The sequence below is a fragment of the Pseudomonas laurentiana genome, assembly GCF_014648275.1.
Taxonomy (GTDB): domain Bacteria; phylum Pseudomonadota; class Gammaproteobacteria; order Pseudomonadales; family Pseudomonadaceae; genus Aquipseudomonas; species Aquipseudomonas laurentiana.
This window is the reverse complement of sequence record NZ_BMQU01000014.1, coordinates 19,648-30,144: the sequence shown is the minus strand read 5'-3', so window position 1 is coordinate 30,144 and position 10,497 is coordinate 19,648. Positions and strand designations below refer to the sequence as shown.

At 60.6% G+C, this 10,497-nt stretch carries 9 protein-coding genes; all 9 read left to right on the top strand.

The window, feature by feature from the left end:
* Positions 1–4 precede the first annotated feature (4 nt).
* The 9 genes from murD to lpxC all read left to right on the top strand — a co-directional run bounded on the left by murD (position 5) and on the right by lpxC (position 10,444).
* A complete protein-coding gene (gene murD / locus IE038_RS15360) occupies positions 5–1,351 on the top strand; it encodes a UDP-N-acetylmuramoyl-L-alanine--D-glutamate ligase (RefSeq protein WP_163931855.1) in 1,347 nt (448 codons plus the stop codon).
* A complete protein-coding gene (gene ftsW, locus IE038_RS15355) occupies positions 1,348–2,562 on the top strand; it encodes a putative lipid II flippase FtsW (protein WP_163931852.1) in 1,215 nt (404 codons plus the stop codon). Before murD ends, ftsW begins: the two co-directional genes overlap by 4 nt.
* Complete coding sequence (murG, locus tag IE038_RS15350; RefSeq protein ID WP_163931849.1) at positions 2,552–3,631, top strand: undecaprenyldiphospho-muramoylpentapeptide beta-N-acetylglucosaminyltransferase; 1,080 nt, start codon at positions 2,552–2,554, stop codon at positions 3,629–3,631. Before ftsW ends, murG begins: the two co-directional genes overlap by 11 nt.
* Positions 3,624–5,078: a UDP-N-acetylmuramate--L-alanine ligase gene (murC, locus tag IE038_RS15345; RefSeq protein WP_163931846.1), complete on the top strand. Its 1,455-nt coding sequence runs from the start codon at positions 3,624–3,626 to the stop codon at positions 5,076–5,078. Before murG ends, murC begins: the two co-directional genes overlap by 8 nt.
* Positions 5,075–6,034, top strand: a complete 960-nt coding sequence (locus IE038_RS15340) for a D-alanine--D-alanine ligase (protein ID WP_163931843.1) — start codon at positions 5,075–5,077, stop codon at positions 6,032–6,034. Before murC ends, IE038_RS15340 begins: the two co-directional genes overlap by 4 nt.
* A gap of 4 nt (positions 6,035–6,038) precedes the next feature.
* The gene (locus tag IE038_RS15335) at positions 6,039–6,905 is read left to right on the top strand and encodes a cell division protein FtsQ/DivIB (protein ID WP_065758918.1); all 867 of its coding nucleotides are present in this window, start codon (positions 6,039–6,041) and stop codon (positions 6,903–6,905) included.
* Between the two features lie 14 nt (positions 6,906–6,919).
* Positions 6,920–8,173: a cell division protein FtsA gene (gene ftsA, locus IE038_RS15330; RefSeq protein WP_065758919.1), complete on the top strand. Its 1,254-nt coding sequence runs from the start codon at positions 6,920–6,922 to the stop codon at positions 8,171–8,173.
* Positions 8,174–8,229: 56 nt separating this feature from the next.
* Positions 8,230–9,420: a cell division protein FtsZ gene (ftsZ, locus tag IE038_RS15325; RefSeq protein ID WP_065758920.1), complete on the top strand. Its 1,191-nt coding sequence runs from the start codon at positions 8,230–8,232 to the stop codon at positions 9,418–9,420.
* A gap of 112 nt (positions 9,421–9,532) precedes the next feature.
* On the top strand, positions 9,533–10,444 hold the full coding sequence (lpxC, locus tag IE038_RS15320) for a UDP-3-O-acyl-N-acetylglucosamine deacetylase (protein ID WP_065758921.1): 912 nt from the start codon (positions 9,533–9,535) through the stop codon (positions 10,442–10,444).
* Positions 10,445–10,497: the final 53 nt, after the last annotated feature.

The window sequence follows — 10,497 nt, the reverse complement described above, 5'->3', positions numbered from 1 at the left end:
ACGCGTGTCACTGATCGCTTCTGACCACTTCCGCATTGTTGTCGGCCTCGGCAAGAGCGGCATGTCCCTGGTTCGCTTCCTGGCGAGCCGGGGCATTGCGTTTGCGGTCGCCGATACGCGCGAGAACCCGCCGGAGCTGGCAACGCTGCGACGCGACTATCCACTGGTGGAAGTACGTTGCGGTGAGCTGGATGTGGACTTTCTGTGCCGCGCCGATGAGCTGTATGTCAGCCCGGGGTTGGCGCTGGCGACCCCAGCCTTGCAACAGGCGGCTGCCCGTGGCGTGAAACTGTCGGGTGATATCGAGCTGTTTGCCCGCAATGCCAAGGCGCCAATTGTCGCGATCAGCGGCTCCAATGCCAAAAGCACCGTGACCACCTTGGTCGGGGAGATGGCGGCGGCTGCCGGCAAGCGTGTGGCAGTGGGCGGCAACCTGGGGACGCCGGCCCTGGACCTGCTGAGCGACGATGTCGAACTGTATGTCCTGGAGCTGTCCAGCTTCCAACTGGAAACCACGGACCAGCTCAACGCCGAAGTGGCGACCGTACTGAACATCAGTGAAGACCACATGGACCGCTACAGCGGCCTGCCGGCCTACCACCTGGCCAAGCACCGGATCTTCCGCGGTGCGCGTCAGGTCGTGGTCAACCGCCAGGATGCGCTGAGCCGCCCCCTGCTGACCGAGGGCCAGACCTGCTGGACCTTCGGTTTGAATACGCCTGATTTCAGGGCATTCGGTCTGCGTGAAGAGAATGGCGAGAAGTTCCTGGCCTTCGAATTCCAGAACCTGATGCCGGCGCGTGAACTGAAGGTTCGCGGTGCTCACAACCAGTCCAATGCCCTGGCCGCGCTGGCGCTGGGTCATGCTGTTGGCCTGCCGTTCGACGCCATGCTGAGCAGCCTGCGCAGCTTTACCGGCCTTGCTCACCGTTGCCAGTGGCTGCGTGAGCGTGACGGGGTGAACTGGTATGACGACTCCAAGGCGACCAACGTCGGTGCGGCACTGGCCGCTATCAAAGGCCTGGGAGCCGATATCGACGGCAAGCTGGTGTTGGTGGCTGGCGGTGATGGTAAAGGCGCCGATTTCAGCGCCCTGCGTGCGCCAGTGGCCACCCATTGCCGCGCTGTGGTGCTGCTGGGGCGTGATGCCGAATTGTTGGCGCAGGCCCTGGGTGACAGCGTGCCGCTGATTCGTGTCAAGACGCTCGACGAAGCTGTTCAGCAATGCGCCGTGTTGGCCCGTCCGGGCGATGCCGTGTTGCTGTCTCCAGCCTGCGCCAGCCTCGACATGTTCAAGAACTTTGAAGAGCGTGGGCGCCTGTTCGCCCAAGCGGTGGAGGGGCTCTCATGATCTTTGGCGTCATCAAGCCCTACCCGTCGCCGTTGATTACCGGGCGTGGCATCGACCTGGACTTCCCGCTGCTTGCCGGTTGCCTGGCCCTGTTGGGCCTGGGCCTGGTGATGATCACCTCGGCGTCTTCGGAAGTGGCGGCCGCGCAATCAGGCACACCGCTGTACCACATGTTCCGGCACCTGGTGTACGTCCTGTTGGGCTTGGGTGCTGGCGTGGTGACCATGATGGTGCCGATTGCCACATGGCAACGCATGGGTTTCCTGATGCTGGTGGGGGCGTTCGGCCTGCTGGTGTTGGTGCTGGTGCCGGGTATTGGACGGGAAGTGAACGGTTCGATGCGCTGGATCGGCTTCAGCTTCTTCAACGTGCAGCCGTCGGAAATTGCCAAGGTTTTCGTGGTGATCTACCTCGCCGGGTATCTGGTGCGACGCCAGACAGAGGTACGCGAAAGCTGGATGGGCTTCTTCAAACCGTTCATCGTTTTGCTACCGATGGCCGGCCTGTTGCTGATGGAGCCTGACTTCGGTGCCACCGTCGTGATGATGGGCGCTGCTGCGGCGATGTTGTTCCTCGGTGGTGTTGGTCTGTTTCGCTTCAGCCTGATGGTGGTGTTGGCGGTCGGGGCCGTGTTTGTCCTGGTACAGGCTCAGCCTTACCGGATGGCGCGTTTGATCACCTTCACCGACCCCTGGTCCGATCAGTTCGGTTCGGGATACCAGCTGACCCAGGCGCTGATTGCGTTCGGTCGTGGCGAATGGCTGGGTGTCGGCTTGGGCAACAGCGTCCAGAAGCAGTTCTACCTGCCTGAAGCGCATACCGACTTCGTGTTCTCGGTGCTGGCTGAAGAACTGGGCGTCGTTGGCTCGCTGGCGACCGTGGCGTTGTTCCTGTTTGTCACGGTGCGTTCGCTGTACATCGGTTTGTGGGCCGAGAAGGCCAAGCAGTTCTTTGCCGCCTACATGGCGTTTGGCCTGGCGTTCCTGTGGATCGGTCAGTTCTTGATCAATATCGGTGTGAACGTCGGCCTGCTGCCGACCAAGGGCCTGACACTGCCGTTCCTCAGTTACGGCGGTAGTTCCCTGGTGATTTGCTGTGCCTGTGTGGGGTTGCTGCTGCGAATCGAGTGGGAGAGTCGAACCCACCTGGGCAGTGAAGAGCACGAATTCGATGAAAGCGATTTTGCCGAGGAGCCGAATCATGGCCGCTAACGGCAAGAACGTATTGATCATGGCGGGTGGCACCGGAGGCCATGTGTTTCCGGCGCTGTCCTGTGCCCGTGAGTTCCAGGCGCGCGGTTACACCGTGCATTGGCTGGGAACGCCGCGTGGCATTGAAAATGAACTGGTTCCTCAAGCCGGGCTGCAGTTGCACCTGATCAATGTCAGTGGCCTGCGTGGCAAGAGCAAGCTGTCGCTGCTCAAGGCGCCGTTCACGGTGCTCAAGGCCGTGTTGCAGGCGCGCCAGGTGATTCGTCGGCTCAAGCCCGTATGCGTACTGGGTTTCGGCGGTTATGTAACAGGTCCGGGCGGTGTCGCCGCGAAGCTGTGTGGCGTGCCGCTTGTGATTCACGAGCAGAACGCGCGAGCAGGTACCGCCAATCGTTTGCTGGTGCCGCTGTCTGCGCGGGTCTGCGAAGCGTTCCCTGACACCTTCGCCGCGTCTGAAAAACGTCGTACCACCGGCAATCCGGTGCGCAGCGAACTGTTCCTTGAGACCGTGCGTGAACCGTTGGCTGGGCGCCGCCCGCACCTGTTGGTGCTGGGTGGCAGCCTGGGTGCCGAACCGTTGAACAAATTGTTGCCTCAGGCATTGGCACTGGTTGCGGAACCAATCCGCCCGAAAGTGTTCCATCAGGCCGGGAAACAGCATGATCAGATCACTGCAGAGCGTTATCGCGAAGCAGGGGTCGAGGCTCAGGTAGAGCCCTTTATCAAGGATATGGCCCAAGCCTATGGCTGGGCTGATCTGGTGGTCTGCCGTGCAGGAGCCTTGACGGTCAGTGAGCTGGCGGCAGCGGGACTGCCTTCGTTGCTGGTGCCCTTGCCCCACGCGATCGACGACCACCAGACCCATAACGCCCATTATCTGGCTCGTGAAGGCGCCGCCTTCCTGATGCCGCAAGCGACAACTGGCGCAGCGCAGCTCGCTGAACGCCTGAACGAGGTGCTGATGCAACCGGAAAAACTCAACACGATGGCCAGCACCGCACGGCGCCTGGCCAAGCCTGCTGCCACCCGCACCGTGGTCGATATCTGCCTGGAGGTGGCCCATGGTTGAGAATCAGAAAGCCATGCCTCAACCCGAAATGCGCCGTATCCGCCGTATTCATTTCGTCGGTATTGGCGGTGTGGGGATGTGCGGTATCGCCGAAGTACTGTTGAACCTGGGTTATCAGGTATCAGGTTCTGATCTCAAGGCGTCGCCGGTCACCGAGCGTCTGTTGTCGTTCGGCGCCGAGATTTTCATCGGTCACCGTGCCGAGAACGCTGCCAGCGCCGATGTGTTGGTGGTCTCCAGCGCGATCAATACGGCCAACCCGGAAGTTGCTACTGCCCTGGAGCGCCGTATTCCGGTGGTGCCGCGTGCCGAGATGCTCGCTGAGTTGATGCGTTACCGTCACGGCATTGCCGTTGCCGGCACCCATGGCAAGACCACCACCACCAGCCTGCTGGCCTCGGTGTTTGCTGCAGGTGGGCTTGACCCGACGTTTGTCATCGGTGGTCGTCTGAATGCAGCCGGTACCAATGCCCAGCTGGGTACCAGCCGCTACCTGATCGCTGAAGCCGATGAGAGCGACGCCAGCTTCCTGCACCTGCAGCCGCTGGTGGCTGTGGTGACCAACATCGACGCCGACCATATGGCGACCTACGAAGGCGACTTCAACAAACTGAAGAAAACCTTCGTCGAGTTCCTGCACAACCTGCCGTTCTATGGTCTGGCGGTTGTGTGCCTGGACGATCCGGTGGTTCGCGAGATTCTGCCGCAGGTCAAGCGTCCGACCGTCACGTACGGTGTCAGCGAAGAAGCTGACGTGCGGGCAATCAATATTCGTCAGTCGGGCATGCAGACCCACTTCACCGTGCTGCGTCGTGATCGCGAGCCGCTGGATGTGTCGGTGAACATGCCGGGTAACCATAACGTGCTCAACGCCCTGGCAACCATTGCCATCGCGACCGATGAGGGCATTAGCGACGAGGCCATCGTCCAGGGGCTTTCGGGCTTCCAGGGTGTCGGTCGACGCTTCCAGGTCTATGGCGAGCTGCCAGTGGACGGTGGCAGCGTGATGCTGGTGGATGACTACGGTCACCACCCGACCGAAGTGGCTGCAGTGATCAAGGCCGTGCGCGGTGGTTGGCCGGAGCGTCGTCTGGTGATGGTGTACCAGCCGCACCGTTATAGCCGCACCCGCGACCTCTACGACGATTTCGTGCAGGTACTGGCTGATGCCAACGTGCTGCTGTTGATGGAAGTCTATCCCGCTGGAGAGGAGCCAATCCCCGGCGCCGACAGCCGTCAGCTTTGCCGCAGCATTCGCCAGCGTGGGCAGCTCGACCCGATCTACATCGAGCGTGGCATCGAACTGGCCCCACTGGTCAAGCCACTGCTGCGTGCCGGCGACATCCTGCTGTGCCAAGGGGCGGGTGATATCGGTGGCCTGGCCCCGCAACTGTTGAAGAGCCCGTTGTTCGCGAGTGCTGCTGCCAGCGAAGGGAAATCGAAATGACTGTTAACGACTATTCGAAACTGCATTCACACATCGCACCGAAGGATTTCGGCCGGGTAGCGGTGCTCTATGGCGGCAAAAGCGCTGAGCGTGAGGTCTCGCTCAAGTCGGGAGCGGCAGTCATTGACGCGCTGCAGACTGCAGGCGTCGACGTGGTTGCCATTGATGTGGGTGATGACCTGCTCAGCCGTCTGCAGAGCGAGAAGATCGACCGCGCGTTCATCATTCTCCATGGCCGGGGTGGTGAAGACGGCAGCATGCAGGGGCTGTTGGAGTGCCTGGGCATTCCTTACACCGGCAGCGGCATTCTTGCTTCGGCGTTGGCCATGGACAAGCTGCGGACCAAGCAGGTCTGGCAGAGCCTGGGTATTCCAACCCCGCGCCATGCCGTGCTGGCCAGCGAAGCTGACTGTGTGGCTGCTGCATCGACACTAGGCTTTCCGCTGATCGTCAAGCCGGCCCATGAGGGCTCGAGCATTGGAATGGCCAAGGTACACAGCGGTGAAGAGCTGATCGCAGCCTGGAAAGACGCTGCCCGTTATGACGCACAAGTATTGGTCGAGCAGTGGATTCAGGGCCCGGAGTTTACCGTGGCTGTGCTGCGCGACCAGGTGTTGCCACCCATCGCCCTGGGCACACCGCACTCGTTCTACGACTACGACGCCAAGTACCTGGCAAACGATACCCAGTACCGCATTCCCTGCGGGCTGGAGGCTGCAAAGGAACAGGAGCTGATCGACCTCACTGCCCGTGCTTGCGAAGCCATCGGCATCGCAGGTTGGGGCCGGGTCGATGTAATGCAGGACGAGCAGGGCCGGTTCTGGCTGCTTGAAGTCAATACCGCACCAGGCATGACTGATCACAGCCTGGTCCCGATGGCGGCTCGCGCAGCCGGTCTGGACTTCCAGCAGTTGGTGCTGGCAATCCTGGCCGCTAGCGTTGAGGCGCGAGGTTAAGCCCATGCAAGGCGCGATGTTACGTCATCAGCAACCCGCCACCGGTCGCAAGCCGGTGCCGCGTGGTGCCAGCCGAATGGTGGCCAAGGAGCCACTGTCGGCGCGCCTGCCCAAGGCAAGGTTCAGCGTTTTCAAGCGTCTGCTATGGCCTGTGCTGCTGGTGGTCGCCGGTTTCGGTGCCTACGAAGGTGCACAGCGCCTGATGCCGTATGCCGATCGGCCGATTACCAAGATTGCCGTACAGGGTGACCTCAGTTACATCAGCCAGCAGGCCGTGCAGCAACGGATTGCGCCTTATGTTGCCGCAAGCTTCTTTACCGTAGACCTGGCGAGCATGCGTGCCGAGCTGGAGCAAATGCCCTGGATCGCTCGTGCCGAGGTCCGCCGGGTGTGGCCGGATGAAGTTGTGATCCACCTGGAGGAACAGCTACCGATCGCGCGCTGGGGGGATGATGCACTGCTCAACAACAAGGGGCAGGCCTTTGCCCCGCGTGAGCTGGCCAATTACGAGCACCTGCCGCAGCTGATCGGGCCGCAGCGGGCGCAGTTGCAAGTGATGCAGCAGTACCAGATTTTGAACCAGATGTTGCGGCCCATGGGGTTCTCGATCGCTCGACTGGAATTGCGCGAGCGTGGCAGTTGGTTCCTGACCACGGGTGCCGGCAGTGCCGGTCCGGGTATCGAACTGCTGCTGGGACGCGACCACTTGGTGGAAAAAATGCGCCGTTTCATTGCCATTTACGACAAGACACTCAAAGAGCAGATCACCAACATCGCCCGCATTGATCTGCGATATGCCAACGGCCTGGCCGTTGGCTGGCGGGAACCGAATGCACCGACGACGGCCCAACCCGCCGTTGCGAAGAATTAGAGAGAGGCAGGACCATGGCAAATGCGCATAGCGGCAAAATGATCGTCGGGCTGGACATCGGCACCTCCAAGGTGGTGGCGCTGGTGGGCGAAGTCGCGGCTGACGGCACCCTGGAGATCGTCGGGATCGGTACGCATCCATCGCGCGGCCTGAAGAAGGGCGTCGTCGTGAATATCGAGTCGACCGTACAGTCGATTCAGCGCGCGGTCGAAGAGGCCCAACTGATGGCCGGCTGCCGCATCCACTCGGCATTCGTTGGCGTTGCCGGCAATCACATTCGCAGCCTGAACTCCCACGGTATTGTTGCCATTCGCGACCGTGAAGTCAGCGCCGCCGACCTTGAGCGCGTCCTGGACGCTGCCCAGGCCGTGGCGATCCCTGCCGATCAGCGCGTTCTGCACACCCTGCCGCAAGACTATGTGATCGATAACCAGGAAGGCGTGCGCGAGCCGCTGGGCATGTCTGGCGTGCGTCTGGAAGCCAAGGTCCACGTGGTGACCTGTGCGGTCAATGCCGCCCAGAACATCGAGAAGTGCGTGCGTCGCTGCGGCCTGGAAATCGACGACATCATTCTCGAACAGCTGGCGTCGGCGTATTCGGTACTGACCGACGATGAAAAAGAACTGGGCGTGTGCCTGGTTGATATCGGCGGCGGCACTACTGATATCGCCATCTTCACCGAAGGCGCTATCCGTCATACCGCAGTGATCCCGATTGCGGGCGACCAGGTGACCAACGACATCGCGATGGCCCTGCGTACTCCGACCCAATACGCCGAAGAAATCAAGATTCGCTATGCCTGCGCCCTGGCCAAACTGGCGGGCGCTGGTGAAACCATCAAAGTGCCGAGCGTAGGTGATCGCCCTCCGCGTGAACTGTCGCGTCAGGCGCTGGCTGAAGTGGTCGAACCACGTTACGACGAACTGTTCACCCTGATTCAGGCCGAACTGCGTCGTAGCGGTTACGAAGATCTGGTTCCCGCAGGCATCGTCCTGACCGGCGGTACCTCGAAGATGGAAGGCGCGGTAGAGCTGGCGGAAGAGATTTTCCACATGCCGGTACGCCTGGGTGTGCCGCACAGCGTTCGCGGCCTGAGCGATGTGGTCCGTAACCCGATTTATTCCACTGGTGTGGGCCTGCTGACCTACGGGCTGCAAAAGCAGTCCGACGGCGTGACCCTGACCGGTATCAACAGCAACAGCTATGGCGATGAACCGAAGGCACCCGTGCTGGAACGCTTGAAGCGTTGGGTGCAGGGCAACTTTTAAAGTTTCAAAGCAGTAGTAGTAGGCGCAAAAACTAGAGAACTGTAAGGAGAGGGAAAATGTTCGAGCTCGTAGACAACGTCCCGCAAAGTCCGGTCATTAAAGTGATCGGCGTCGGTGGCGGCGGTGGCAACGCCGTCAATCATATGGTCAAGAGCAACATCGAAGGCGTCGAGTTCATCTGCGCCAACACCGATGCTCAGGCGCTGAAAAACATCGGCGCGCGCACCATCCTGCAACTGGGTACCGGCGTGACCAAGGGCCTGGGTGCTGGTGCCAATCCTGAAGTCGGTCGTCAAGCGGCACTGGAAGACCGTGAGCGCATCGCTGAAGTACTGCAGGGCACCAACATGGTGTTCATTACCACCGGCATGGGTGGTGGTACCGGTACCGGTGCGGCGCCGATCATCGCCGAAGTGGCCAAGGAACTGGGCATCCTCACCGTTGCCGTCGTTACCCGGCCATTCCCGTTCGAAGGCCGCAAGCGCATGCAGATTGCCGATGAAGGCATTCGCGCACTGGCGGACAGCGTCGACTCGTTGATCACCATTCCCAACGAAAAACTGCTGACCATCCTGGGTAAGGACGCCAGCCTGCTGTCGGCGTTCGCCAAGGCCGATGACGTGCTGGCGGGTGCCGTTCGCGGTATCTCCGACATCATCAAGCGCCCAGGCATGATCAACGTCGACTTCGCCGACGTGCGTACCGTGATGAGCGAAATGGGCATGGCAATGATGGGTACTGGCTGCGCCAGCGGCCCGAACCGTGCTCGCGAAGCCACTGAAGCGGCCATTCGCAACCCACTGCTCGAAGACGTCAACCTGCAGGGCGCCCGTGGCATCCTGGTGAACATCACCGCAGGTCCTGACCTGTCGCTGGGTGAATACTCCGATGTGGGTAGCATCATCGAGGCGTTCGCTTCTGATCACGCCATGGTCAAGGTCGGTACCGTTATCGATCCGGACATGCGTGACGAGTTGCACGTCACCGTTGTTGCGACCGGCCTGGGTGCGAAAATCGAGAAGCCAGTCAAGGTTATCGACAACACCATGCAAACCGCTTCCGTGCAGACCCCTGCACCTGCGCCAGTGCGTGCCGAGCAACCGTCGGTGAACTACCGTGATCTGGAGCGCCCGACTGTCATGCGCAATCAGGCACATGCCGGTGCCGCAGCGGCTGCTAAACTCAACCCACAAGACGATCTGGATTACCTGGACATCCCGGCATTCCTGCGTCGTCAGGCTGATTAATGAAATTTATCAGGGGTATAAGGGTGATTGGTGTTCAGCAAAGGCCGGGTCTGCTATTATCCCCAGCCTTTGTTGATACCAGTTCGCAATTTGCGCTGAAGCGGCCAATGCCATGATTAGACAACGCACCCTGAAGAATATTATCCGTGCCACAGGTGTCGGCCTGCACTCCGGGGAAAAGGTTTACCTGACCCTCAAACCCGCCCCTGTGGATACCGGCATTGTATTTTGCCGCGCCGACCTCGACCCCGTGGTGCAGATCCCTGCCCGCGCGGAAAACGTTGGCGAGACCACTATGTCGACGACGCTGGTCAACGGCGATACCAAGGTAGATACGGTAGAGCATCTGCTCTCGGCCATGGCTGGCCTGGGCATCGATAACGCCTACGTCGAGCTCTCCGCGTCCGAAGTGCCGATCATGGACGGTAGCGCTGGGCCCTTTGTATTCCTGATTCAATCTGCCGGCCTGGAAGAACAGGACGCAGCCAAGAAGTTCATCCGCATCCTGCGCGAAGTGACAGTGGAAGACGGCGACAAGCGCGCTACTTTCCTGCCGTTCGACGGGTTCAAGGTGAGTTTCGAGATCGATTTCGATCACCCGGTGTTCCGCAACCGTACCCAAAGCGCCAGCGTGGACTTTTCCAGCACTTCGTTTGTGAAGGAAGTCAGCCGCGCCCGTACCTTCGGGTTCATGAGCGACATCGAGTACCTGCGCAAGCATAACCTCGCACTCGGCGGCAGCGTGGAAAACGCCATCGTCGTCGACAAGGAAGGCGTGTTGAACGAAGACGGTCTTCGCTACGAAGACGAGTTCGTCAAACACAAGATCCTCGACGCCATTGGTGATCTCTACCTGCTGGGCAACAGCCTGATTGGCGAGTTCCGTGGCTTTAAGTCCGGGCACGCGCTGAACAACCAGCTGCTGCGCAAGCTGATTGAGGAAAAAGATGCTTGGGAAGTGGTGACTTTCGAAGATGCCAGTACGGCACCGATCTCTTACATGCGTCCGGTTGCGGCAGTGTAAGTACGAACACTCTCTTCTTTAGTTTTTGAGGCCACCTTCGGGTGGCCTTTTTT